General features: G+C 71.9%; 20 protein-coding genes. 5 read left to right on the top strand and 15 right to left on the bottom strand.

What is annotated here, in order from left to right; translation table 11 throughout:
- Window positions 1–3: 3 nt before the first annotated feature.
- From OHA86_RS35700 to OHA86_RS35685, 4 genes are read right to left on the bottom strand one after another with little or no spacing between them, the layout of a single operon-like run.
- Window positions 4–1,089, bottom strand: coding sequence for an HAD-IIIC family phosphatase (locus OHA86_RS35700; protein WP_329182081.1), 1,086 nt, complete (start codon window positions 1,087–1,089; stop codon window positions 4–6).
- Window positions 1,086–2,207: an acyl-CoA dehydrogenase family protein gene (locus tag OHA86_RS35695; protein WP_329182079.1), complete on the bottom strand. Its 1,122-nt coding sequence runs from the start codon at window positions 2,205–2,207 to the stop codon at window positions 1,086–1,088. Before OHA86_RS35695 ends, OHA86_RS35700 begins: the two co-directional genes overlap by 4 nt.
- The gene (locus tag OHA86_RS35690; RefSeq protein WP_271312214.1) at window positions 2,204–2,458 is read right to left on the bottom strand and encodes an acyl carrier protein; all 255 of its coding nucleotides are present in this window, start codon (window positions 2,456–2,458) and stop codon (window positions 2,204–2,206) included. The genes OHA86_RS35695 and OHA86_RS35690 overlap by 4 nt, the downstream gene beginning before the upstream one ends.
- Window positions 2,455–3,324, bottom strand: a complete 870-nt coding sequence (locus tag OHA86_RS35685) for a 3-hydroxyacyl-CoA dehydrogenase family protein (RefSeq protein ID WP_329182072.1) — start codon at window positions 3,322–3,324, stop codon at window positions 2,455–2,457. Before OHA86_RS35685 ends, OHA86_RS35690 begins: the two co-directional genes overlap by 4 nt.
- A 225-nt stretch (window positions 3,325–3,549) precedes the next feature.
- On the opposite strand from OHA86_RS35685, the gene OHA86_RS35680 reads away from it, so the two are divergent.
- The gene (locus OHA86_RS35680) at window positions 3,550–4,206 is read left to right on the top strand and encodes an O-methyltransferase (RefSeq protein WP_329182071.1); all 657 of its coding nucleotides are present in this window, start codon (window positions 3,550–3,552) and stop codon (window positions 4,204–4,206) included.
- 254 nt (window positions 4,207–4,460) lie between these two features.
- Here the strand turns inward: OHA86_RS35680 and OHA86_RS35675 are convergent, their stop codons facing one another.
- From OHA86_RS35675 to OHA86_RS35660, 4 genes are read right to left on the bottom strand one after another with little or no spacing between them, the layout of a single operon-like run.
- Window positions 4,461–5,522, bottom strand: coding sequence for a TauD/TfdA family dioxygenase (locus tag OHA86_RS35675; protein WP_329182069.1), 1,062 nt, complete (start codon window positions 5,520–5,522; stop codon window positions 4,461–4,463).
- Window positions 5,523–5,556: 34 nt separating this feature from the next.
- Window positions 5,557–6,663 carry a phenazine antibiotic biosynthesis protein gene (locus OHA86_RS35670; RefSeq protein WP_329182067.1) on the bottom strand — a complete coding sequence of 369 codons (1,107 nt, stop codon included), beginning with the start codon at window positions 6,661–6,663 and terminating at the stop codon, window positions 5,557–5,559.
- Window positions 6,660–7,604: an HpcH/HpaI aldolase/citrate lyase family protein gene (locus OHA86_RS35665; RefSeq protein ID WP_329182065.1), complete on the bottom strand. Its 945-nt coding sequence runs from the start codon at window positions 7,602–7,604 to the stop codon at window positions 6,660–6,662. Before OHA86_RS35665 ends, OHA86_RS35670 begins: the two co-directional genes overlap by 4 nt.
- Window positions 7,601–8,824: a CaiB/BaiF CoA transferase family protein gene (locus tag OHA86_RS35660; protein ID WP_329182063.1), complete on the bottom strand. Its 1,224-nt coding sequence runs from the start codon at window positions 8,822–8,824 to the stop codon at window positions 7,601–7,603. Before OHA86_RS35660 ends, OHA86_RS35665 begins: the two co-directional genes overlap by 4 nt.
- Before the next feature lie 368 nt (window positions 8,825–9,192).
- On the opposite strand from OHA86_RS35660, the gene OHA86_RS35655 reads away from it, so the two are divergent.
- Window positions 9,193–10,266 (top strand): streptomycin biosynthesis regulator, encoded by a 1,074-nt coding sequence (locus OHA86_RS35655; protein WP_329182061.1) that lies wholly within the window; start codon window positions 9,193–9,195, stop codon window positions 10,264–10,266.
- A gap of 13 nt (window positions 10,267–10,279) precedes the next feature.
- Here OHA86_RS35655 and OHA86_RS35650 read toward each other — a convergent pair whose 3' ends face one another.
- From OHA86_RS35650 to OHA86_RS35640, 3 genes are all read right to left on the bottom strand, one after another.
- Window positions 10,280–11,683, bottom strand: coding sequence for an MmgE/PrpD family protein (locus OHA86_RS35650; protein WP_329182059.1), 1,404 nt, complete (start codon window positions 11,681–11,683; stop codon window positions 10,280–10,282).
- On the bottom strand, window positions 11,680–12,504 hold the full coding sequence (locus tag OHA86_RS35645) for a cyclase family protein (protein WP_329182057.1): 825 nt from the start codon (window positions 12,502–12,504) through the stop codon (window positions 11,680–11,682). Before OHA86_RS35645 ends, OHA86_RS35650 begins: the two co-directional genes overlap by 4 nt.
- Window positions 12,505–12,565: 61 nt before the next feature.
- On the bottom strand, window positions 12,566–13,339 hold the full coding sequence (locus tag OHA86_RS35640; protein WP_329182055.1) for a thioesterase II family protein: 774 nt from the start codon (window positions 13,337–13,339) through the stop codon (window positions 12,566–12,568).
- Window positions 13,340–14,087: 748 nt separating this feature from the next.
- Here OHA86_RS35640 and OHA86_RS35635 point away from each other — a divergent pair.
- Window positions 14,088–14,558: a nuclear transport factor 2 family protein gene (locus tag OHA86_RS35635; protein WP_329182053.1), complete on the top strand. Its 471-nt coding sequence runs from the start codon at window positions 14,088–14,090 to the stop codon at window positions 14,556–14,558.
- A gap of 585 nt (window positions 14,559–15,143) precedes the next feature.
- Window positions 15,144–15,884 carry an alpha/beta hydrolase gene (locus OHA86_RS35630; protein ID WP_329182052.1) on the top strand — a complete coding sequence of 247 codons (741 nt, stop codon included), beginning with the start codon at window positions 15,144–15,146 and terminating at the stop codon, window positions 15,882–15,884.
- Window positions 15,885–16,244: 360 nt separating this feature from the next.
- Here OHA86_RS35630 and OHA86_RS35625 read toward each other — a convergent pair whose 3' ends face one another.
- From OHA86_RS35625 to OHA86_RS35610, 4 genes are all read right to left on the bottom strand, one after another.
- Window positions 16,245–17,096: a class I SAM-dependent methyltransferase gene (locus OHA86_RS35625; RefSeq protein ID WP_329182050.1), complete on the bottom strand. Its 852-nt coding sequence runs from the start codon at window positions 17,094–17,096 to the stop codon at window positions 16,245–16,247.
- Between the two features lie 228 nt (window positions 17,097–17,324).
- The gene (locus tag OHA86_RS35620; protein ID WP_329182048.1) at window positions 17,325–17,699 is read right to left on the bottom strand and encodes a hypothetical protein; all 375 of its coding nucleotides are present in this window, start codon (window positions 17,697–17,699) and stop codon (window positions 17,325–17,327) included.
- A 385-nt stretch (window positions 17,700–18,084) separates the two neighbouring features.
- Window positions 18,085–18,909 carry an SDR family oxidoreductase gene (locus OHA86_RS35615; RefSeq protein ID WP_329182046.1) on the bottom strand — a complete coding sequence of 275 codons (825 nt, stop codon included), beginning with the start codon at window positions 18,907–18,909 and terminating at the stop codon, window positions 18,085–18,087.
- A gap of 233 nt (window positions 18,910–19,142) precedes the next feature.
- Window positions 19,143–19,820: an esterase/lipase family protein gene (locus tag OHA86_RS35610; RefSeq protein ID WP_329182044.1), complete on the bottom strand. Its 678-nt coding sequence runs from the start codon at window positions 19,818–19,820 to the stop codon at window positions 19,143–19,145.
- Between the two features lie 202 nt (window positions 19,821–20,022).
- On the opposite strand from OHA86_RS35610, the gene OHA86_RS35605 reads away from it, so the two are divergent.
- The gene (locus OHA86_RS35605) at window positions 20,023–22,788 is read left to right on the top strand and encodes a LuxR family transcriptional regulator (protein WP_329182042.1); all 2,766 of its coding nucleotides are present in this window, start codon (window positions 20,023–20,025) and stop codon (window positions 22,786–22,788) included.
- The last annotated feature ends 67 nt before the right edge of the window (window positions 22,789–22,855 follow it).

Raw genomic sequence — 22,855 nt, 5'->3', positions numbered from 1 at the left:
GCGTCAGCGGGGCAGCGCGGCGCCGGTCAGGTCGAGCGAGGTCAGGCGCAGCGCGCTCGACGCGGGACGGACGGCCGGCACCAGGTGCAGGCGCTCGACACCGTCGGCGCCCGGCGCCGGCAGACCGGCTGCGCAGGCGCACTCGTGCTCGGTGAATCCCGCGAACCGGTAGGCGATCTCCATCATGCGGTTGCGGTCGGTGCGGCGCAGGTCGGCGACAAGGTGCACGCCGGCCTGCGCGGCCTGGCCGGACAGCCAGTTCAGCAGGGCCGAGCCGGCGCCGAGCGACACGACACGGCACGAGGTCGCCAGCAGCTTGAGGTGCCAGACCCGCTCGTGCCGGGCCAGCAGCACGATGCCGACGGCGCCGTGCGGACCGAACCGGTCCGCCATCGTCACCACCAGGACCTCGTGACCGGGATCGGCCAGCAGACCGCGCAGCGTCGCGTCGTCGTAGTGCACGCCGGTGGCGTTCATCTGGCTGGTGCGCAGGGTCAGTTCCTCGACGCGGGACAGCTCCTGCTCGGTGGCGCGCTCGATGGTCATCTCCAGGTCGAGCGTGCGCAGGAAGCCCTCGTCGGGGCCGGTGAACTCGGCCCGGCTGGCGTCGCGCTCGAACCCGGCCCGGTACATCTGCCGCCGCCGGCGGGAGTCGACGGTGACGACGGCGGGACTGAACTCCGGCCGCCGGACCAGCCCCGCGGCCTCCTCGGCCGGGTAGCACCGCACGTCGGCCAGGTGATGGGCCACCTCGGCACGCTCGACCGGGTTGTCGTCGATGAAGGCGATCGCGGTGTGCGCGAAGTTCAGCCGCTCGGCGATGGCGCGCACCGACTCCGACTTCGGGCCCCAGTCGATGTGCGGCACCACGAAGAACTCGGCCAGCCCGAACTCCTCCAGCCGCGACCAGGCGTGGTCATGGTCGTTCTTGCTGGCGACGGACTGCAGGACACCCCGTCCGTCGAGGGTGGTGATCACCTCCCGCACCCACGCGAACGGCCGCACGCCGTCATCCTCGACCAGGGTGCCGCGCCACAGCGTGTCGTCCAGGTCCCAGATCAGACACTTCACCATCGGCGTCGCGGTCATGGCCGTCCCCTCACTGTGCCCGCCCGGCCCCGCACGTGTTCGGCGAGCAGGAGTTGGCAGATCTCGGTGGTGCCTTCGATGATCTCCATCAGCTTCGCGTCCCGGTACGCGCGGGCCACCACGTGGCCGTCGGACGCGGCGGCGGACGCGAGGAGCTGGACCGCGTGGGAGGCCCCGGCGGTGGCCGCGCGGGAGGCGATGTACTTGGCCTGCACCGCGTCGGTGGCGACCTCGGGCGCGCCCCCGTCCCACGACGCGCTGGCGTGCTCACAGGCGCGGGTGGCGATCTGCTCGCCGACGTACAGCTCGGCGAGCAGGCGGCCGACGAGCTGATGCCCGGCGAGCGGAATCCCGAACTGCTCGCGGCCGCCGGTGTGCTCGACGGCCGCCGTCAGGCACGCGCGCAGGATGCCGACACAGCCCCAGGCGACGGACATCCGGCCGTAGGTCAGCGCCGCCGTGACGACCAGCGGCAGCGGCAGCCCGACCCCGCCCAGCACGTGGTCGGCCGGCACGCGGACATGGTCGAGGACCAGGCCGGCGTGCCCGGCCGCACGGCACCCGCTGGGGTGCGGCACCCGCTCGACCCGCACACCCGGCGTGTCCGCGGGCACCACCACGGCGGTGGCGCCGCCCTGGTAGCCGCCGAACACGAGGAGCAGATCGGCGTAGTGGGCGGCGGTGACCCACACCTTGCGGCCGCAGACCACGACGTCGCCGGACCCGCCGTCGGTGATCGTGGTGGCCATCGCGGCGAGGTCGCTGCCCGCGCCCGGTTCGCTGAACCCGACGGCGGCCAGCTCCCCCGAGGTCAGCCGGCGCAGGAAGTGGTCGCGCTGCCCGGCGGTGCCCAGCCGGCGGATCGCCCACGCGGCCATGCCGTGCGAGGTCATGACGCTGCGCAGCGAACCGCACAGCTCGCCGACCGCGGCGGTCAGCTCGCCGTTGGCCCGGCTGTCCAGTCCCGCTCCACCGTGCCCGACGCCGACCTGGGCACACAGCACGCCCAGCCCGCCCAGCTCGGCCAGCAGGTCGCGGGGCAGCTCGCCGGCGACGTCCCAGCCCGCCGCGCGGTCGCCCACCCGGTCGGCGACGAGCCCGGCGAGGTCGTCGCTCACTGCTCGGCCTCCCGCAGCCGCAGCACCAGCGCGGTCATGCCGTCGACGGTGCGGAAGTTGTCCAGTGCGAGATCCGGACCGGCGATCACGATGTCGAAAGTGGACTCCAGGTGCACCACGAGCTCCATGGCGAACATGGACGACACGCCGCCGACGGCGAACAGGTCCGTGTCCCGCGCCCAGGTCTGCCTGGTGCGCTCGGTGAGAAATGCCTGCACCTGCTCGGCCACCGGCTCTGAGGTTGTCGTCACGGTTGTGCCTTCCCGTAGTCGTAGAAGCCGCGGCCCGTCTTACGGCCGAGGTGACCGTCGCGGACCTTGTCGAGCAGCAGTTCGCAAGGCACCGCCCGGTGATCGCCGGTGCGCTCGGCCAGCACCCGCAGCGAGTCGGCCAGGTTGTCCAGGCCGATGAGGTCCGCCGTGCGCAGCGGACCGGTCCGGTGTCCGAGGCATTCGCGCATCAGGGTGTCCACGGCTTCGGCCGTGGCGGTGCCCTCCTGCACGACGCGGGCCGCGTCGTTGATCATCGGGTGCAGGATCCGGCTGGTCACGAAACCCGGTCCGTCGCCGACCACGACCGGTTTGCGTGCCAGGACGCCGAGCAGCCGGGTGACGGCGGAAAGCGCCGCCCCGCCGGTGCTCGCGCCCCTGACGACCTCGACCGTCGAGATCAGGTACGGCGGGTTCATGAAGTGGGTGCCGATCAACCGCGCCGCGTCCGGCAGGTATCCGGCCAGCTCGTCGATCGGGATCGAGGACGTGTTCGAGACCAGCGGTACCCCGGCGCCGGTCAGTGCGGCGGTCTCCGCGAGCACCTTCGTCTTGAGCGTCAGGTCCTCGGTGACGGCTTCGATCACCACCGTGGCACCGGCCGCCCCGGCGAGCGACCCGGTGACGGTCAGCTCACCGCACTCGCGGTCCGCAGGCAGCGCGTTCATCAGCTGGGCCATGCGCAACTGCGCGGTGACGGCGGCCGGCGCCTGCCGGGCTCTCGCCGCGTCGGTCTCCACCAGCGTGACCGGTACGCCGTGCCCCACGGCGAGCGCGCTGATCCCCAGACCCATCGTGCCCGCGCCGAGAACGGCGAGCGAGAAGTCTTCGACCTCTTCGCGCAACATATGTTTCCTCCAGTGGGAACGCTCGGCCGACGGACCGTTCCGCCCTGTTCTCTTCCCTCGTCTTCAGCATGATCCGCGAGCGCGGCGCCCACCCCCCTGAACACCCCCCTATTTCTTCCGGGAAAGTGACACCCGTGCGAGTTCGGGAATCCACCGTTGACACCACCCGGACCATTCGTAGACTGGGCCGCACTCCCCGCTCCGACATTTCACGAAAGTATCCTCATGGCTCAGCAGATCAATGCGAACCAGGAAATACTCGACTACGTGCGGGCCACCTCCCTGCGTGACGACAAGGTGCTCGCCGGACTCCGGGCCGAGACGGCGACGGTGCCGGCGGCGCGGCTGATGCAGGTGATGCCCGAGGAGGGACAGCTGCTCGCGCTGCTCGTCGGCCTCACCGGCGCCCGCGACGTGCTGGAGATCGGCACTTTCACCGGCTACAGCACGCTGTGCATGGCGCGCGCCCTGCCGGCCGACGGACGGCTGGTGACCTGTGACATCGCGGCGAAGTGGCCCGACATGGGCAGGCCCTTCTGGGAGGAGGCGGGGGTGGCGGACCGGATCGAGGTGCGGGTCGGTGACGCCCGTGCCACGCTCGCGGCGCTGCGCGAGGAGGGCGCCGAGTTCGATTTCGTGTTCATCGACGCCGACAAGTCAGGATATCTCCACTATTACGAGGAGTCACTGTCCCTGCTGCGCCCGGGCGGACTGATCGTGGTGGACAACACGTTGTTCTTCGGCCGGGTCGCCGATCCGGCCGTGACGGACATCGACACCGTTTCGGTGCGCGAACTGAACACCCGGCTGCACACCGACGAGCGAGTCGAAATCTGCGTGCTGCCGATGGCCGACGGAATCACGCTCGTCAGAAAACAGTGAGCAGGCCGACGGCGCGGTTGCGGAAGGCGGCCATGGCGGGGGCGCGACCCGGCGAACTCGCCGCTGCGCCCCGCTCCCGAACGACCGCGCGGCCACGCACCGGCAGGACCGCTGACAGCGAGTACCGCCGGCCCCGCCGCGAACGCGGCTCGGGCGGCGGGTCCAGGCAGGGCGGCGGCCGGACCGGAGTCATCCGGTCCGGCCGCCGTTTCGTGTTGTCGGCCTTCCGCTGCGGACGGACGCTCCTACAGAAGTCAGGCGGGGATGACGACCCCGAACTCGTCGGCCTGCCGCCGCTGGAACTCGCCGAACTCCCCGTGCAGTTGCCAGCGCCGAGCCGCGCCGCGCAGCGTGCCGGGTTCCCTGGTGCCCCAGGCGGCCTCGAACTCCGGCGGCAGCAGCCTGCTCGACGGCACCGACCACCACATGCGCAGCAGGTGCCGCCCGGTGTCCGCCTCTTCTCTGTCGAACGTCGTCCGGCCGTGCAGCACCATGTGGTTGTTGATCAGCTGCAGATCACCCGGCTGGAACTCCATGGCGGTGACCAGGTCCGGCCGGGCCGCGATCTCCTCGACCGCCTCCACGGCGCGCCGCTGCTGGTCGGTCAGCCGCGGCGCCGCGGGGTTGTCCTGGCTGCGCAGGATCCGGCGGAGGTAGAACCGCGTCGTGGTCCGCCCCTCGTGGCGGCCGAACACCGGACACAGGAAGAAATCGGGGTGGTCCTCGTCCGGCGAGGCGACGTCGGCGAACGGAAGCGGTTCGTACAGCGCGGGCAGCAGTTCGGGGTGCACCCACGACATCTCCCGCCGCACCGCTTCGGCACTCACGACGAGGCTGGTACCGCCGTGGGCGGCGGCTCGCCGGCACAGCAACCCGACGATGTCCGTCGAGTCGATGTGGAACCCGATGTGCTGGTTCGAGCTGTGCACCCGCAGCCGGCCCGCGCGGCCCTCGTCGCGGATGTCGACCATGTGCGAGTCGGAGTTGTTCTGGATGAGCGGCACCCCGAGGTGTATGCCGAGTCCCCAGTAGAGGCGGCGGACCTCGTCCTCGCTCTTCCCGGCGACCGGGATCCCGCGGACCAGTGCGAAACCCGGCTCGTCCTCCATCGACCGCAGGATGCGCCGAAGCTTCGGCCCCACCCTCGGCAACGGGAACTCGGCCGCGCCGGCGGCGAAGTCGGACTTGCCGCTCGCGAGCAGCGTGGCGAACGCCTCGTCGATCTCGGCCGCCTCCGGCACGGTCAGTTCGTGCAGCCACGGCTCCTGGTCCGGCACGCTCGACGCTCCGGGTTCCGCGTTCAGCAGAATCGACATCCCTCTCTCGTCCTTTCGGTAGACGCCGGTCGGCTCAGTAGATGCCCTCGATCACTCGCTCGCCGCCGAACTTCTCGACCGGCCGGGGATCGGCCACCGAATCGCCGAACTGCCCTTCCGGGCCGCGGACCCGGATCGCCGAGTCCCGCTCGAGATTGTTGGGCAGGAACACGCCCTTGCTGACGTGGCTCATCACGACCTGGCCGCGTCGGCCGTGGTCCACGGTCTCGCCCGTGTCGGGATCGACGACCCGGAACATCACGACCGGGGTGTACGGGTCGTAGATCACCTGGTCGCCGGCGCCGGTCCCGGCGCGTTCGGCCGCCCCTTCCAGGATCATGGCGCTGTTGTACCGGCTCACCATGCGCACCTGCGGGAAGTACACCTGCGACAGTTCGAACCGCTCGTCGGCGGTCATGTGCGCGCCGCCCCAGAACACCACGGCCACCTTGGCGTTGATGAGCTCGACGAGGCGGGGACGGCCGGAGCACGCGCGCAGGATCGGCGGGGTGATCACCAGAAGGCCGACGTGCTGGGTTTCGAGCACGTGCTCGATCTGGTCCAGCACGTGGTCCACATAGGACTTCACCTGGTCCTGCTCACCGCGGCTGATCAGCTTCTTGACCCAGCGCGGGTCCACGTCGATGGAGAACTTGATGGTGTTCTGCTTCTTCACCACGTCGTCGTACTGGCCGCCGATCTTGTGCGGCCCGGTCGGCGTCGCGATGAGGATGTTGCCGGGTTCCCGCCCGGCGAACACGGGACCGGCGAGCATCCGGTTGATCGAGCTCTCGAACCAGTCGGGCATGAGGATCACGCGTTTGGGCGCGCCGGTGGTCCCGCCGGTCTCGAACACCTTGGGCGCCGGCGGGTGGGGGCCGTAACCGCGCGGGATGAGGTCCTCGACGGGAATCCCCCGCAGCTCGTCGACGACGTTGGGGAACAACGTCAGGTCGTCGTAACCGCGCACGTCACGGATCGGGTCGAAGTCGAGGGTCTTGGCGCGCTCGAGCCAGAACCGCGAGCCGGTGTCGGCGCCGAAGTGCCATTCCAGAGCGGTCCTGAGGTATCCCTCGGGGTCGGTCGGCCGGACCGCCGGGTCCAGCACCGCCCACCGCTTGTCGGCCAGGACGCCGGTCATGAAGAACCTCCGTTGTTCCGGGTGTAACCCGCCGATTCCGAAGTTCGTGCCCGCTCCGCCGGCCACGCGACGTCCGTGACCAGGTTGAGCGCGGTGGCCAGCTCCAGGACCTGCCTCGCCCGGGCGAGCATGGGCGGGCCGACCATCTTCCCCTGCGACGTGATGGTGATCGACCTGCTCTCCAGCGCTGCGAGGTCCACGGCGGCGCAGATCTCCAGCGCGTCGTCGATCTCGTTCGTGGTCGGGGTGTAGACGTCATGGATGACGGGGATCTGCGCCGGGTGGATCGCCATGCGACCGAGGAACCCGAGCCGGCGGCCGTGCTTGCTGGTGACCAGCAGCCCGCGCAGATCGCGGGGCTCGGCGTACACGCTCTGGCACGGATTGGGCAGTCCGGCCGCACGCGCGGCGACGATCACGCGGGCCCGGCTGGTGTCCATGGTCGGTCCCTCGGCGGTGGTGCTGAGGTCGGCCCGGAGATCGGACTCGCCGAGGCCGAGCATCGTCACCTCGGGCGACGCGGTGGCCAGGGCGAACGCGTGTTCCAGCGCGACTGCCGATTCGATGAGCACGTGGATCTTCGCCGGGTGTCCCAGCTCCCGCAGCACCTCGGCGACGCGCCGGACGTCGGCGGGCGAGTCCACTTTGGCCACCCGCACCCCGGCGAGCGCGGGACCCGCGACCGCGCGGATGTCGTCCTCGCACAGGCCCGACGACATCGGGTTGACCCGCACGTAGGTGGGCTTCGCGGCCGGCCTGGCCATGGCCTCGGCGACGATCTCGCGCGCCTCGATCTTGCGCGGGCCCGGGACGGCGTCCTCCAGGTCGAGGATCACCGCGTCGGCGTCGGTGTCGTAGGCGCGCGCGATCCGGTCCGGGTGGTGCCCGGGCACGTACAGGCAGCTGCGGAACACCCGGGGCTTCGCGTGGTCGTCGGTCATGCTCCGGCCTCCCCGGCCGTCGGGCGGGCGGGCGCGACGGAGCCGCACACGTCCTCGGTGTGAGCGCCGATCGGCGGACCGGCCCAGTCGATCCGGCCCGGAGTGGCCGAAAGACGGAACGGGACCCCGGGCATGCGCACCGAGCCGAGCTCGGCGTCGGGCACGTCCACGGTGAGACCGCGGGCCCGGAACTGCGGATCGGCCAGTACGTCGTCGACCTCGTAGATGGGGGCGACGGCCGCTTCGGCCGCCTCGAAGGCGTCCATGACCTCGTCCCGGCGCCGGGCGGCGATCCACGGCCGGATCGCGTCGTCGATCAGCTCACGGTGCTCGGCCCGGCCGACCCCGGTGGCGAACCACGGCTCATCGCCCAGATCGGGGCGGCCGACCAGCCGCACGACGCGTTCGGCGACCGGGTGCGCCGGGGCGGAGACTGCGACCCAGCGGTCGTCCGCGCAACGGTAGACACCCCGGGGCGCGCTGTTGTTGGACCGGTTGCCGACCCGTTCGGGCTTGAGGCCGAGGTGTTCGTACACGGTGAGCTGGGCTCCCAAGGAGCCGATGAGTGTCTCGGTGATGGCGATGTCCGCGACCTGGCCGGTGCCGATCACGTCGCGGGCGCGCAGCGCGATCAGCACCGCGAGGGCCGCGTGCAGGCCGGCGACGGCGTCGCCGAGCGGGAACGCCGGGAGCGCGGGCGGCCCGCCCGGTTCACCCGACATCGCCGCCAGCCCGCTCATGGCCTCCGCCAGCGTGCCGAAGCCGGGACGGTGGGCGTACGGGCCGTCCTGTCCGAAGGCGGTGACCCTGGCCAGCACCAGCCGGGGGTTGACCTCGGCGAGCACCTCCGGGCCCAGGCCCCAGCGTTCCAGGGTGCCCGGCCGGAAGTTCTCGATGAGGGCGTCGGCCCCGGCGGCGAGCCGGCGAAACCGCTGCGCGTCCCCAGGCTCGTGCAGGTCCAGTACCACGCTCTTCTTGTTGCGGCTCAGCACCTTCCACAGCAGCGGGACGTCGCGGACCGCATGGCCGAAGCGGCGCAGCGGGTCGCCCGAGGGCTGTTCCACCTTGATGATCTCGGCGCCGAAGTCACCGAGCAGTCGCGCGGCGAACGGTCCCGCGAACAGCGTGGAGGCGTCGATCACGGTGAGCCCGGCCAGAGGCGCCGCGGGAGCGGGTACGGCCGGCCTGCCGACTGCGGTTCTGCCGCGCGGACTCGTCATGCAGACCCTCCCCTCCGGGTCGTCGGTGGATCAGGGCGAAATTACGTAAGTTCGCCGGGAGAGGTCAAGGTCGCGCATGCCGCACCATTCCCGGGCACGGTATTCGACTGCGTTTTCCGCGCGGTTGAACACCGGCTTCGGCATAACGGCACATCCGGGCGCACCGAGCCGGTTATGCCCCGGGAGTTCGATTCCACCAGATCGGGTAGTGGCGGCGGCATCACCAATTCTGACTGTTTCGAGGCGCAGGCCCTCGCAGGCGTTGGCGGGTCGCCGTGGCGCAAATAAGCTGACAACACCGCCACGTCCACGCGCATCACGGCACGTCACGCGCGAACCGCCGGTCCTCCGACACGACCAGGAGTCCCATGTCCCAGCACGAGGCGCCCCGCCGGCCGAGCGACGATCCGCCGGCCTTCGCGGACTGCGAACCGACTGCCTGGCTGTCGGGCCAGCTGGCCACGAGCACCGTCCGCCGCATCCGCGTCAGCTCACTCAACCTCGATTTCACCTTACGGCAGGGCCGGGTGAACATCGAACACGTGCAGATCCTCGCCGGGATCACCGAAGAACTGCCACCGATCGTCGTACACGGTCCATCGGGCCGGGTCCTCGACGGAATCCACCGCGTTCACGCGGCCTTGGCGCAGGAGCGGAGCCACATTTCCGCCATTGAGTACAGCGGTTCGGACGAGGACGCTTTCGCCGTGGCCGTCCGGCTCAACACGGCACACGGACTGCCGCTCTCGCGCGCGGAGCGAATTGCCGCGGCGCAGCGGATCCTGCGCACCCACCCGCGGTGGTCGAACCGCATGATCGCCGGGGTCACCGGGCTGGCGGAGTCGACCGTCCGGGTGCGGCGCCGCGATCTTCCCGAACCCGAACCCGGGCTCCGCTCCTGCACCCGGGTCGGCCGCGACGGCCGTGTCCGGCCGGTGAACGCCACCGAGGGGCGGCTGCGGGCCAGCCGGCTGCTCGCCGAGCGCCCGAGCGCGTCGGCGCGGGAAATCGCGCGCCAGGCAGGAGTCTCGCCGAACACCGTGCTCGACGTGCGGCGCCGGCTCGCCGAGGGCCGGGAACCGGTGCCGGTCCAGGCCCGAGGCGGCGAGGCCGGTGCGCCGGCGGTCCCTCGCCCGACCGGGCCCAGCGACCTTGAGAAGCTCACCACGGCCGTGCTGGCCGCCCTGATGGCGGACCCCTCGATCCGGCTCAACGACCGCGGGCGGTTCCTGATCCGCTGGATGCGGGCCAACCGGGAGGCGCTCACCACCCGGTCCGACGTCGCCTGCGCGATCCCCGACCACTGGTCGGTCCCGGTGGCCAGGCTGGCCCGGGCGTATTCGCTGTTCTGGCAGGATCTGGCCCGGCAACTGGAACACAGGTCGGCGGAACCGCCCGCCCGGAGCGCGGACCCGGTCCTCGGACCGCCCGGCCGGCCGTAGAAGTCCGGCGTGATCAAAGCGCCGAACGCAGCAGGCCGGTGATCGTCGCCGGCCTGGTGTCCGAAGCCAGCCCGGTCACCAGGCCGGCGAGTTCACCGGCCACCGCGTCGTCCACCGCGCGCCGCGCGTTCATACGGAACTTGGCCGTCAAGTCCGCGGCGGACAACGGATTCTCCGGGCCGCCCAGGTTGTGCCGGACCCGTTCCACGAGCACGGCGCCGTCGGTGAGCCGCACGGTGAGCACGGCAGGGAACTGGTGCGGGAAGATCCGCGTGCACTCCGGGTCGGCCACCGGGGTCACCCGCGCGGCCAGCGCGAGGCGTACCGGATCGGCCACCGCGGTGTCGGTGAAGTCGGCGTGGGACAGGCCGAGGCCGCCGCCGCCGAGCAACGCGGCGGCCACCGTGTACGGCCCGCTGAACGCGCCGTGGTAGCCGGACAGCGGCTTGCGTTTGCTCTCGAGCGGCTCGGCGATGGTGCGCAGCACCGGTTCGGGCACGCCGAGGGTGAGTTCGGTGATGGTGGCGGGGTCGACCTCGCGCCGCCGGATCCGCAGCGCGGCCTCCACCCCGGCGTGGGTGAAGTGGTTGCAGGGATAGGGCTTGACGAAGATCCGGTCGCTCTCCCATCGCTCGCCGAGGTCCCGGGTCACCGCTTCGAGGTCGAACCGGTCGCCGCAGAACGCGCGCAGCAGGCCGAACCGGCCTTCCAGCACGGTCGGCGGACCGGTGATCCCGTTCGCGGCGAGCGCCGCGGCCACCACCCCGGCGTGCGCCGCCCAGCCGCAGTGGATCCGTTTGACCGTGCCGCCGGTCCGGTTGGCCTCGATGACCCCGGATCCCATACTGCACGCGATGCCGATGGCCGAGGTCAGCGGAGCGGCGCTCAGTCCGCGCAGCATCCCGGCCGCGACGGCGGCGCCGACCGTGCCGCAGATCGCGGTGGCGTGCTGGCCGCGGTCGAAGAACACCGAGTTCGCGCTCTCCTCGTCGTAGCCGGCCATGCCCAGCCTGCAGGTCACCTCGACCCCGACGGCCACGGCGTCGCAGAAGGCGGGCCCGGACGCGCCGGTCTGCTCCGCGACGGCCAGTGCCGCCGGCACGACCGCGGCCGACGGGTGCAGCACCGAGGGCAGGTGTGTGTCGTCGAAGTCCAGGCTGTGCGCGAGCGTGCCGTTGACCAGTGCGGCCGACGGCGCGGGCATGCGGGTGGCCGAGCCGATCGCGGTGGCCTGCGGCGCACCGCCCCACTCCCCCACGGTGGCCGCGACGGCCTCGGCCGGCCGCTCCGAAAGCGCGGCGAGGCAGTTGCCGAGCAGGTCCAGGACCCGGCCGGCGACGTCGCTCCGCCGGCCGGCGGGCAGTCCGTCCTTCACGACGCGTTCGGCCAGCGCGCCCAGCCGTTCGGCCGGGGTCACGCGCCCACCACGGCGATCGGCCGGATCGGGGAACCCGTGCCACCGACGATGCGCAACGGCGAGACCACGAGAGGAAACTCCGTGAGACCGGACGCGGCGATCTCTTCCAGGTTGAGGTGTTCCATCAGGTAGATGCCGTGCTCGACCAGCAGCAGGCGGTGCACCGGCAGCGTCCGGTGGCCTTCGCCCGGCGGGATCCGCTCGTAGGCCGTCGTGTCGGCGCCGGTGGCCACGATGTCCTGCGCGGCCAGCCATTCGGCCGCGTCCTCGGTCACGCCTGGAACGCCGGTCGCGTGACCCAGGTAGGTCTCCGGGCGCGCGAAGTGGGCCGCCCATCCGGTCCGCACCAGCGCGACGTCGCCGGGGCCGGGCAGGGCGCCGGCGTGCTCGGCGGCCTCCAGCAGGTCCTCCCGCGTGACGCCGTAGCCGGGCTCGAGCACGTCCACACCGTGCACGGCGGCGACGTCCAGCAGCACCGCCCGCGTGACGAGCGGCGGGATCTGTTCTGCGCCGAGTTCGGTGAAGGCGCCGCCGCGCTGGGCCTTCTGCGCGTCCACGCCGCCGTGCAGCTTGCCGTCCTGGCTGACGTGCGACAGCGCGTCGATGTGCGTGCCCACGTGCCCGCCGGTGACGATCACCTCGCTGCTGGCCGAGCCGCCGTCCGGCCTGCGCAGGTCCCCGTGCCGGCGCGCCAGCGTCATCCGGAAACCGGGGTGGTTCGGGGAGCAGGGCATGCCGGTGAACAGCGGCTGTCCCAGCTCGATCGTGCGCACGCCCTTGGCCAGCACGGCCAGCAGCGCGCTGGTTCGCGCGTCCGTCATGGATCAACTCCCGGGATCGGCACGGCGGCCGGCCGCGGTCGCACGCCGGCTGCGAGCGTGCTCAGCGGATGGGCTCGGCTCCCTGCCCGCTCAGCCGGCGCGCCAGGAGGTCGATCACTTTCCTGCTGTGGTCGACAAGGTAGAAGTGACCGCCGCCGAACACCTCCAGCTCCGTCGGCCCCGTGGTGTGCTCCGCCCAGGCCCGCGCCTCGTCCAGGGTGACGCGAGGGTCCTCGTCACCGACGAGCACCGTCACCGGGCAGTCGAGGCGCGTAGCAGGATCGTGCCGGTAGCGTTCGATGGCGCGGTAGTCGCCGCGCACGGCCGGGAGGATCAGGGCGAGCACTTCCGGATCGGTCAGCATGGACTGGTTGGGCCCGCCGAGGCCCCGCAGTTCCGCCACGATCTGCGCGTCCGTGCCCCGGTGCACCTGCTCGTCGCGGTACCGGGAGGGCGCGCGCCGGCCCGAGGCGAACAACCGCACGGGCGCGGGCAGCCCCGCTGCCCGCATCCGCAGCGCCACCTCGTAGGCGAGCACCGCGCCCATGCTGTGGCCGAACAACGCCAGCGGCCGGTCGGCGAGCTGCCGCAGCGCCGCGAAAACGCGGTCCGCGTACTCGGGTACGTTGTCGATGCCCGGTTCGTTCCGCCGGGTTTGGCGGCCTGGATACTGCACGGCCATCACCTCGACGTCGGGACCGAACGCCTTGGCCAGCGGAAAGAAAAAGCTCGCCGAGCCACCGGCGTGCGGCAGGCAGACCAGGCGCACCGCCGCGTTCGGGGCCGGGTTGAACGTCGACACCCAGTTCTCGAAATACGCAGCCGAACCCGTCACGTCGAATTGCCCCTTCGATACGGCGTGTTGTGGTGTTTCGCCACACCGGGATGCTAGGTCGCGACAGCGGCGGCAGGGCATCCTTCAATAGGATAGTTTTCGGCTCGATTCACCGCTGAACGGGATCGGTCGGGTGACCGTCGCCACGGCCACCCGGCCTGGCGCCCCGCGGAAAACCGCCTTTGCCCGGGCCCAGGTCGGGGACCAGCGCCGCCATCGCACCTGACCTGCCGCGGAGGGCGATGGGGCCGTCCCGTCCACGGATCCGGATTCCCCCTGGCACACGGGCGGATGCGCGGACGGCCCCTTGCGTGATCAACAAGCCACTGGTTTAGTGACAACCGCTTGTCACCCGGCTATCACTGAGCGCATCTCGTCGCCACGGTCGCGGCGCCGACGTTGTTCGGCTCGGGGAGGGGTCGCCGTCGCCATATGCACGTCCGGTGCGCGAAGCCGGGGAAACGCGTGCTGGTCGTGAACGATGACACGCGCCGGATGGACCCGGTCGGCCGCGAGGTCCTGTTCACCCGGTAAGCACGTCACGCGGCCGATTGACCAACCGGGCCGGGCCGGCGATCGGAGCGGCGTGGTGGGACGTCAGCGACGCCAGGCCGGCGGCCGATTGCGCGGGCGCGCCGAGGACCGCGAAGCCCTTGCGGGCACGGGAGGTCTCGCCGATGGCGCAGGCGTCCCTGGCGTCGGTCCCGGTCCCACCCAGGCAGCCACCTGACACCTTACGGAGACACCCATGTCCCAGCAGGCCAACGAAGCGATGGCCGAACGCCTCATCGACCTCTACAACACCGACGTGCACGCCATGATCGACCAGTGCTACCCGGACGACCTCCGGATCAAGGTCAACGGTGTCCTCGCCATCACCGACCGCGACAAGTTCCACAAAGTGGAATCCGAGGTCCTCGGCATCGCGCCCGACCGCCGGGCCGCGATCACCCGCCTCCTGCACACCGGCGACGACACCGTCACCGCCGAAGGCACCTGCACCTTCACCGACACCGAATCCGGCGCGACCCGCCGCACCTACTGGTGCTCGATCTGGACCATCACCGACGGCCTCGTCACCTCCGACAGCACCTACCTCGACGCCTCCGTGTGGACCGCAGCCGGGTCCGGATCCACGCAGTCGCCGGGCGCGGGCCGCGCCCGCCACAGCGATTCTCCCGGCCTGACAGCCGCGCCCAGCTCTCCCCCGGCCCCTTGAGCGCCTTCACACCGTCACGTCGCCGGCGCACCAGCTGATCCGTCCTCGACGCGGCGGGGTCACAGTGCGCCGCGCGGCGCGGGCGGCCTGAAGCCGGTCCGCGAGCGAACCCCTGTCCGGCTCACCCGGGAGGGCCTGACGGGCCGAACCCATCGTGCCCATGTACTGCTGACAGCCGGTACCGCCGGCGAGGTGCCGCGAAGCGCGAGCGCGACATCCCGAGTCGGCAGTTGAGGAGCGGCCGTGCGCAACAGCCGGCGGGAAGCAGGCTCAGCACTGTCACGCCGATGTCCGAGGTGCCGACCCGCGCGTCGCGGGTGCCGTCGGTGACCGTCCGGCAGCCGCTCATGTTCTCCCTCGGTTCCACTCCGTGAGTGCGGTCGGTGAAGATCTCAGGCACGGCGCTCCCACCCGTTGGCGGACCTGGGCCAGCGCTGCTAGGTTTTCCGCAGGCCGTGCGAGAGATCGAGGAGGTGGTACCCGTGAACGCAGTATCGACATGGGTGCTCCCCTCCGGAGTCATGGTCGGGCGATAGACAGGTCGTCCGGGAGCGCCGTTTCAGTGCACTCCCGAAAGGCACGACCATGCGTTTCACTTCCGAGCAGCGCCTCGACGACGACCTGCTCGAACGCGAGTTCACCCTTGGTGAGATCCCCGGCATCCTGTGGACACCCGCATCGGCGTCCGCATCCGCACCGGCGCCGCTGATCCTGCTCGGCCACCCTCCCCTCGGGCTGCACAGGATGTACCCCCGGCTGGTGGCTCGGGCCCGGCACTCCGCAGCGGAGGGCTTCGCCACGGCCACCATCGAGCTTCCCGGAAGCGGCGACCGGCCCCGATGGCCCGCCGTCGATCAGGCCCGCGCCGACATGCGCCGGGCGCTGGAGGCCGGCGAGCCGGTCAGCGATGAGATCGTCGACGCCCTCGTCCTCCCGCTGGTCGACAAGGCGGTCCCGGAATGGCAGGCCGCCCTGGACGCCCTCCTCGCGCTGCCCGGGATCGGCGGCCCTGTCGGGTACTCGGGGGGAGTGATCTCCATCGGCATCCGGCTGGCGGTGGTCGAGCCGCGCATCGTGGCCGCCGGCTTCTTCGCCGGGAGTTTCGTGCCTCGCGCCATGTTCGAGGAGGCCCGGCGGGTCACCATTCCGCTGCACGTCCTGCTGCAGTGGGACGACGAAGGGAACGACCGGCAGGCGGCCCTGGACCTCTTCGACGCGTTCGGCTCCAAGGAGAAGTCACTGCACGCCAACATGGGCGGCCACACCGGCGTCCCGCAGTTCGCGGGGGACGCCGCGGCCCAGTTCTTCACCCGCCATCTGAAGTGAGACCGGGCCGTCAGACCCGGTAGCCGATGTCGGCCGGCACGCCGCTCGTCGAGGACAGGTCCCGGCCCTCCGCAGCTCCACAGCGCGGGCCCCTGCCGAACTCCCGGCAGGGGCCCGCGCCTCCGGAGGTCATGACCCGTCCGATTGCTGCGGACCTTCGGGGTGCTGCCCGAACTCCGGTACACGTGCCGCCGGTTCTCCGGCTCGGGTCCACTTCGTCGTGGTCGCGTGACTCTCGGTCACGCCAACAGGACTCGTCCGCGCAGGAGTTCTGCGCGCATGACTGGCTGGCCGCGAATGAAGCCGGTTCCACTCACCAGGTCCCCTTGGAATCGATCATCCAGGGAAGCGGGAGGCACTCTACCGGCGGACCGCCGAGATCAGTCCGCCGGGCCGCTCCTCGCGCTGCGGCGGGGTGCTGATCGGGCGGCCGTAGGCGGCAGCGCGCTCGCGCAGGGTGTGGCTGTCGGCCTCCCAGCCGTGCCCGGCCAGCCAGCCCACCGGGTCGTCCGGCATCTCCGAGACCCACATGGACGCCGCCGACCCCGGCACGGCGTCCGCGCCGAAGCGCTCGATCACGCCGCGCGAGCCCAGTGTCAACCCCATCCGACTCCCTGCCGCGGACTGCGCGCTGATCCGGGTCAGCAGCAGCTCCACCGCATCCTCGGGCAGATAGATCAGCAGTCCTTCGGCGATCCACACGGTCGGCACGGCCGGGTCGTGCCCTGCGGCGGCCAGCGCGCCTGGCCAGTCCTCACGCAGATCCACCGCGACGGTGATCCGCTCGCAGCGTGCGGCGGCCCGCTCCTGGCGCAGCACCAAAGCCTTGAATTCCAGTGGCGCGGCGGTGTCGACCTCGAACAGCCGGGTGCCCTCGGGCCAGTCCATCCGGAAGGCCCGGCCGTCCATGCCGGCGCCGAGCAGCACGACCTGCCGGACCCCGGACGCGGAGGCCTGCTGCAACAGGTCGTCGAGGAACTTCGTCCTGATGACGATGGAGAACGCCACGGCCAGCCAACGGCGCCGCGTGGCCTCTTCATCGGGCAGCGGCGGCGAGGAGGGCCACAGGCCGCCGGCGGTGGCGAAGGCCTGTGCCAGCGGGTCGCGGAACAGCGCGTTCTCCCGCTCGGTCTCCAGCGCCCGCACCCTGGCCACCCCCACCGCCGTGGCCCACACTCCCGACGGCTGGACCCGCTCCTGCCCATCAGTCACCGCGCCAGCCTAGATGATCGAATTCAACGGGCCCGGTGCACCTCCCCGCAGGGGCGGACCGGCACCTTCTCGCTGTTCCTCGGCGTGGTCTCGCCGGCCCTGGTCGGCGTGCGCTCAACGCTGCTCACGCCCTGTGCGCTGTGTTCCGTCCACGCTCGCGGACCGCGCGCTGGTCCCGCCCGCGTCCGGGCGGGACCAGCGCGCCGCATCGCCTCACGCCGCGATGTGTCAGTAGCTGCAGATCGGAACGTTGTAATCCCGCCAGGGTGCGGCGGTCGCCTGCGTCTTGACGTACTCGTCGGAGACGTACCCCTGGCTGGAGCCGTACAGGACGTAGTCCCAGTAGCTGTCTCCGCTGATGGACTGGCCGGGGTACTGGCACACCAGTCGGACTGCTCCGCTGATCGTGCCGATGGCCGTGCAGGAGGTGCTCGGGTACGCCTGCTTGCTCGGGTGGTAGCAGTCTCGCAGGGTGACGGAACCGTACGTCGTGGCGTCCTCGTTCGCGAACGAGGGCGTCGCCACCGCCAGCACCGCCGCGGTGGCGGCGGCGACGGTCACGGCGACCGCCGCGGCGTGACGGCTGCGGAGGAACTTGTTCATGGCACTCCTCGGATTCGGCTGCACCGGCAACGACGCGCCGCCGGCCGGTTCCAGCGAACGCCGGGGACGGTCTGCCTGGAAGCCCTTGCCGAGTTCCCGTACAACCCCGGACAGTGTCCGTACAGCGCCAGACGGCCGGGGCCGTACAGGTCCGTGACGTCGCCTCCGGACAGGCCGCGCCCGCGCTCGGACTGGAAGATCCGTCGGTTCGCAGATGCGGACAGGCTGCGGTGGGCACCCCGCTACCAGGGCCACCGCTCCTGAGCAGCCAGCAGCACTGCGGAAGGGGGTCGGCCGGAGTGAGTCCGGCCGACCCGCTTCGTCACGTGCGGGCCTGAATCCGCCGGCGGTCGCCTGGTCCGTGCGCCGGTTTCCGGGCCCCGGTTCAGCCCTGGGCCCGCTCCGCTACGGGCTGCCACTTCTCCCACACCGCGAGACGCTGCTCATAATCGGCCTTGGCGATACCAAGCGGCGCCGAACCGAAGAAGCAGCGCAGCGGCGGCTCGTCGGCGTCCACGATCTCCAGCACGGCCGCGGCGGACGCGGTCGGATCGCCCGGGGTGCCGACACGCCTGCGCCGCTGCTCCTGCACCTCCTTGTGGAAGTCGGCGTACGCGGGCAACGGCTCGGACGTGCTCGACGAGGAACCCGCCCAGTCGGTGGCGAACCCGCCGGGCTCGATCAGCGTGACCTTGATGCCGAACGGTGCCACTTCCTGTGCCAGCGCCTGGCTCACGCCTTCGAGCGCCCACTTGGACGCGTGGTAGATCCCGACCAGCGGGAAGGCGCTGATGCCCCCGATGGAGGAGACCTGGAGAATGTGGCCGCTGCCCTGCTCCCGCAGGAACGGCAGCGCAGCCTGGGTGATCCACAGGGCCCCGAACAGGTTGGTCTCCAACTGGGCGCGGGCCTCCGCCTCGGTGAGCTCCTCGACCATGCCGAAGTGGCCGTAGCCGGCGTTGTTGACGACCACGTCGAGCCGCCCGAACCGCTCGTGCGCCTGGCGGACGGCTGCGAAGTCGGCATCACGGTCCGTTACGTCGAGACGCAGGGGCAGCAGCCGCTCCCCGTACTGCTCGCGGAGGTCGCCCAGGGTGGAGAGGTCGCGCGCGGTCGCGGCCACCGAGTCGCCGCGTTCCAGAGCGGCGATGGCCCACTCCCGGCCGAAGCCGCGTGAGGCACCGGTAATGAACCAGATCTTCTGCGTCATGGTGTGCTCCTCAGGGAAACTCGTCACCCGTACCGTCATCACGTCTCGGTGTTCCTCCACCAGCCAACACCCTGGAGTGGACTCGAAGGCAACTGACACACCTCCGCCCGCGTGGGGAGAGCGGCGTTCAGCGCGGTCCTTCCGGGCATGGTCCACCGGGCCGGCGCCTCGTGGGGCGCCGGCCCGGTGACGGGGGTCAGGGGTCAGGGGGTCAGGGGTCAGGGGGTCAGGGGTCAGCTTGCGAGGAAGTTCGCCACCGCGCCCAGGGTGACCGTGTCGGTGAGGTAGCCGATGTGGGTCTGGCAGGCCACGAGGTTGTTGGTCGCGCCGCTCAGTTCGGTGCTGGTGTACGGCAGGATGACGCCGTCGCACGGCGAGTACCAGGTCGCGTACTTGGTGGCGCCGGGCGTCTCGTCCCCGGCGTTGAGCGTGCTCAGGAAGGCCGAACCGGGATACATCTCCACGCACGAGGTGTCGACCAGGCAGGCGCCGGCGAAGGTGGTGCCGTGGTTGGCGCCGGCGATGGAGGCGAGGTGCCGGACGTACGGCTGGCCGCCGAGCTGTTTGACGTACCAGTCGCTGACCAGGCCGCCCATCGAGTGGTTGACGATGTCGACTTGCTGGGCACCCGTCTTGGTGAGCACCTGCTGGACGTAGGCGGCCAGGCTCGCCGCGCTGCTCTTGTTGGACTGCGTCCAGTCGTACTGGAACGCGTAGAGCTCGTTGCTCGTGTACCCCTTGCCGGCAAAGACGGCCTCGGCGGTCGTCCAGTTGCTCGCGCTGCCGCTGAAACCGTGTACGAAGACCACCGGAGTGTGGGCGGTGGCGGCGCCGGCCGGGGCGGGCTGGGCGAAGACGGCCAGGCCGATCGCGGCGAGCAGCGCCACGAGGACGGCGGAAATCCGTCGCATGAAGACTCCTCTGTCTCGGGTGCCCCCTGAACTGTGGTCGGGGGAACGTTCGGAGTGTCGGGGACTGCCGCCGGGAGAGGACCGGTGTAATCACCGGTCCTCTCCCGGCGGCAACCGCTGCTGCCTCGGGTCGGGAGCGGGAGCGGCCGGAGTGCTCGCAGCGCTCTTCCTTTTGTCGCTACTCACGCGTAACACTGATGTCATGGATCCTCGGCAGGACTCCTGCGTTCCATCGCCGGGTCCGCTGTACGGACGTGACCACGAGCGGGCCGAGATAGCCGGCGTCCTGGCCGGCGCACGCATCGGGCGGGGCGGCGCGGTGGCCGTGGTGGCCGAGTCCGGCATGGGTCGCTCGGCGCTGCTGGACGCGGTGGCCGCGGACGTCTCCGGGTTCGGCGTGCGGCGGATCGCCGGCGCCGCTCCGGAGGCCGAGGTCCAGGCGGCCGGGCTGCACCGCCTGCTGGTGCCGCTGGCCGGCGCGGTACGCGCACTGCCCGCCGCGCAGGGCCGGGTGCTGGAGGAGGTGCTGGCCGGAGCGGCGCCCGCGGCCGGGGAACTGCGGTTGGGGGTCGCGCTGCTGCGGCTGCTGGCGTCGGCCGCGCGGGTGCGGCCGCAACTGTGGTGTGTGGACGACGCGCACTGGCTGGACGAGACGTCGCTGCGCGCCCTGGGTTTCGTGGCCCGGCGGCTGGCCGAACTGCCGGCGGCCCTGGTGATCGCGGCGGATCCGGATTCCCGGGCCGACGTGGCGCTGGACGGCGTCCCGGTGCTGGGCCTTAGGCCGCTGACCCCGGACGCGGCCGGCCGGTTGGTGGCCGGTCTGGGCTGTGGGCCGCCCGGCACCGGCCAGGCCGACGAGATCGTCGACCTGGCGGCCGGCAGTCCGCTGGCGCTGGTGGAGCTGGCGCAGGCGGCGGAGGCTCGGCAGCAGCCCGGCCCGTACCTTCCGGCGCCGGTGAGCCGGCTACGGACCCGCTGCCGACGACGGCTCGCCGGGCTCGCGCCCGGAGCGCGCGCGGTGGTGGCGCTGACGCTGGCGGGCGGACCGCTTCCCACCGGTGTGCTGTCGGCAGCGGCGGTACGGCACGGACAGCCCCGGGAATCGTTCGACGCGGCGCTCGAAGAGGCCCGGTCGGCAGGCCTGGTGGAGACCGGGAGCGGCCGAGTCCGCGTCCCGGGACGGCTGTTGCGGTCCGTGCTGGCCGCCGAGGTGCCGTGGGCGGAGCAGTTGGCGGCGCATCGGGCGCTGGCCGCGCTCGCCGGGTGCGGTATCTCCCGGCCGCGTCAGGCACTGCACCGCCTTGCGGCAGCCGAGGGGCCGTGGCCGGAGCTGGTCGCCGAGCTGGAGTCCGCGGCCGGGACCGTACGGGCGGGTGAGCCCACCGAAGCCGCCACCGTCCTGGAGCAGGGCGCCGACTTCATCGCGCAGCCGCGGGTACAGGCCCGCTGGCTGGTCACCGCGGCGGCCGACCGGCTCGCGGCCGGCGGCGTCCGCCGGGCGTGCTGGTTGCTCGATCGGGTGCCGCCGCACTGCGGTTCGGCGGCGACCCGGGGGCTGCGCAAGCTGGTCCAGGGTGAGATCGAGCTGCGCTCCGCCGTGCCCGCGCTCGCCGGCCGCCATCTGGCGCGGGCCGTCGAGCTGATTCCCGCTGACCAGCGGGAGACACTGGCCAGGGCATTGATGCTCGCGGGCGAAGCGACCTATCTGGCCGGCGACTTCACCGGGTACTTCGCCCTTGCGGACCGGGCCCGGCGGCTGAGGCGGGACGACGACCCGCCGGCGCTGCGCCTGGTCCTCGAGCACTTCGCCGGGATGTCGGCGACGTTCCGCGGCCACCACGAGGAGGCGAACCGCGCGCTGGGCCGGGTGGTGCGGCTCGCCGGGACGGCCGGGGGCCCGGAGCCGGAGATCTGGGCCAGCCAAGCCGCGTACACCCTCGGTGACTTGCGGCACGCGCACACCCTGGCCGCCTCGGCGGTGCACGGCGCCGGTGAGGTGGGCGCGCACGCCTTGGTGCCGGCCGCGCTGGTCTACCAGGCGCTGTCCGCGCTGATGCTGGACCGGCACGCGGCGGCCGAGGCCGCCGCCTTGGAAGGGCTGCGGCTGGCGCGGTCCACGGGGCAGCGTAATCTCGCGGTGGACCACCTCTCCCTCCTGGCGCTGCTGGCGGCGCTCCAGGGCGACCGGGCGACCGTGTCGCTGCGGCTGGGCACGGCGGCGCACGAGGTCGCGGCGCGCGAGCTGGGCCGGCCCGGCGCGTTCAACTGCTGGGCGTCGGCGTGCCTGGACCTGGTGGAGGACCGGCCGGCCGACGCGCTGGCCCGTTTCAGCCACATGTCGACGGGCACGGGCCAGACGAATCTGGCGATCCGGGGGATGGCCGCTCCGCACTTCGTCGAGGCGGCGGTCCGCTGCGGGCGGCGGGACGAGGCGGCCACGGCGCTGCGCGGCTTCGAGAGTTGGGCGGTCAGCAGCGCCGCGCCGAGCCGGCTGGCGCTGGCGCACCGCTGTCACGGACTGCTCGCTGAGAACGAGCTGTCGGCGGAGGAGCATTTCACGGAGGCGTTGCGCCTGCATCGCGACGACGACGCGGCGTTGGAGATGGCCAAGACCGAGCTGTTCTACGCCAATCGGCTCCGGCGGGCCCGCAGGCCGCGCGCGGCGCGCGGCCTGCTGCGGGACGCGCTGGCGATCTTCCGGCAGTGTGAGGCGCTGCCCTGGGCGGCGCGGGCCGCCGCCGAACTGCGCGCGGCCGGGGACCGGGCGGGCCCCGCCGTCCAGCCGGTCGAGCGGCAGCTCACCGCGCAGCAGATCCGCATCTCCGAGCTGGTCGCGCAGGGTGCGACGAACCAGGAGATCGCCGAACTCCTCGTCCTCAGCTCCCGCACGGTGGAATACCATCTGCGGAATGTGTTCAGCAGACTGAGCGTGCGGTCACGGACGGAACTGGCCGCGCTCTTCCGCTGAGCCCGTCCTGCCGCACCGCGAGAGTGCCGGGTCGGAGCGCCTCCGCCGGACCGCAGCGGTGCTGGAG

The sequence above is a fragment of the Streptomyces sp. NBC_01477 genome, from assembly GCF_036227245.1.
In the GTDB taxonomy this organism is placed as follows: domain Bacteria; phylum Actinomycetota; class Actinomycetes; order Streptomycetales; family Streptomycetaceae; genus Actinacidiphila.
Note: the sequence above shows the minus strand (reverse complement) of the source record. Positions and strands in the feature narration are given on the sequence as shown.

Excerpts from the sequence above, each read along its gene's own strand:
- OHA86_RS35700 (WP_329182081.1), bottom strand. The coding sequence starts at position 1,089 with ATGACCGCGACGCCGATGGTGAAGTGTCTGATCTGGGACCTGGACGAC.
- OHA86_RS35685 (WP_329182072.1), bottom strand. The coding sequence starts at position 3,324 with ATGTTGCGCGAAGAGGTCGAAGACTTCTCGCTCGCCGTTCTCGGCGCG.
- OHA86_RS35680 (WP_329182071.1), top strand. The coding sequence starts at position 3,550 with ATGGCTCAGCAGATCAATGCGAACCAGGAAATACTCGACTACGTGCGG.
- OHA86_RS35675 (WP_329182069.1), bottom strand. The coding sequence starts at position 5,522 with ATGTCGATTCTGCTGAACGCGGAACCCGGAGCGTCGAGCGTGCCGGAC.
- OHA86_RS35670 (WP_329182067.1), bottom strand. The coding sequence starts at position 6,663 with ATGACCGGCGTCCTGGCCGACAAGCGGTGGGCGGTGCTGGACCCGGCG.
- OHA86_RS35665 (WP_329182065.1), bottom strand. The coding sequence starts at position 7,604 with ATGACCGACGACCACGCGAAGCCCCGGGTGTTCCGCAGCTGCCTGTAC.
- OHA86_RS35660 (WP_329182063.1), bottom strand. The coding sequence starts at position 8,824 with ATGACGAGTCCGCGCGGCAGAACCGCAGTCGGCAGGCCGGCCGTACCC.
- OHA86_RS35655 (WP_329182061.1), top strand. The coding sequence starts at position 9,193 with ATGTCCCAGCACGAGGCGCCCCGCCGGCCGAGCGACGATCCGCCGGCC.
- OHA86_RS35645 (WP_329182057.1), bottom strand. The coding sequence starts at position 12,504 with ATGACGGACGCGCGAACCAGCGCGCTGCTGGCCGTGCTGGCCAAGGGC.
- OHA86_RS35635 (WP_329182053.1), top strand. The coding sequence starts at position 14,088 with ATGTCCCAGCAGGCCAACGAAGCGATGGCCGAACGCCTCATCGACCTC.
- OHA86_RS35630 (WP_329182052.1), top strand. The coding sequence starts at position 15,144 with ATGCGTTTCACTTCCGAGCAGCGCCTCGACGACGACCTGCTCGAACGC.
- OHA86_RS35620 (WP_329182048.1), bottom strand. The coding sequence starts at position 17,699 with ATGAACAAGTTCCTCCGCAGCCGTCACGCCGCGGCGGTCGCCGTGACC.
- OHA86_RS35615 (WP_329182046.1), bottom strand. The coding sequence starts at position 18,909 with ATGACGCAGAAGATCTGGTTCATTACCGGTGCCTCACGCGGCTTCGGC.
- OHA86_RS35610 (WP_329182044.1), bottom strand. The coding sequence starts at position 19,820 with ATGCGACGGATTTCCGCCGTCCTCGTGGCGCTGCTCGCCGCGATCGGC.
- OHA86_RS35605 (WP_329182042.1), top strand. The coding sequence starts at position 20,023 with ATGGATCCTCGGCAGGACTCCTGCGTTCCATCGCCGGGTCCGCTGTAC.